Below are 398 nucleotides of genomic sequence, written 5' to 3'. Positions count from 1 at the left end.
AAAAAAAAAAAGACGGAGAAGAACAAACCGGACGGCGTGGACGTCTCCCTGCCCAAGGACGTGAACCTGGTCTTCGACTGGGACGAGCCGAAGGCGAAGAACGAGGCAGCAGCGATGGACGACGCCGCGAACTATCTCCGTGCGATCTATCGAGGCGTAGCCAAGCGCTCGACCAGGGACGCGGCCGTGACGGAGTACTCCACAGGCGACGGTCTGACCTACGCGAAGACTCAGATCGACGCTTGGATCGATGGCGGCTGGACGGCCACAGGTACTCTGCGCCACTACGACGCCACCACACGCTCCACCGCTAACGGCAGTTCGGTGGAGGTGGCTTTCTGCGCGGACGCCGGCAAGTTCTTTGGCAAAGAAGTCAAGACCAAGAAAATCCTGACGAC

At 60.1% G+C, this 398-nt stretch carries 1 pseudogene; it reads left to right on the top strand.

From position 1 onward, the window contains the following. Positions 1-398: pseudogene (locus EAO71_RS35240) on the top strand (hypothetical protein); the annotation flags it as partial.

This window comes from Streptomyces sp. MS191, assembly GCF_008042125.1.
Classification (GTDB): domain Bacteria; phylum Actinomycetota; class Actinomycetes; order Streptomycetales; family Streptomycetaceae; genus Streptomyces.
The sequence above is the reverse complement of the archived record's forward strand: the minus strand, read 5'-3'. Positions and strand labels throughout refer to the sequence as shown.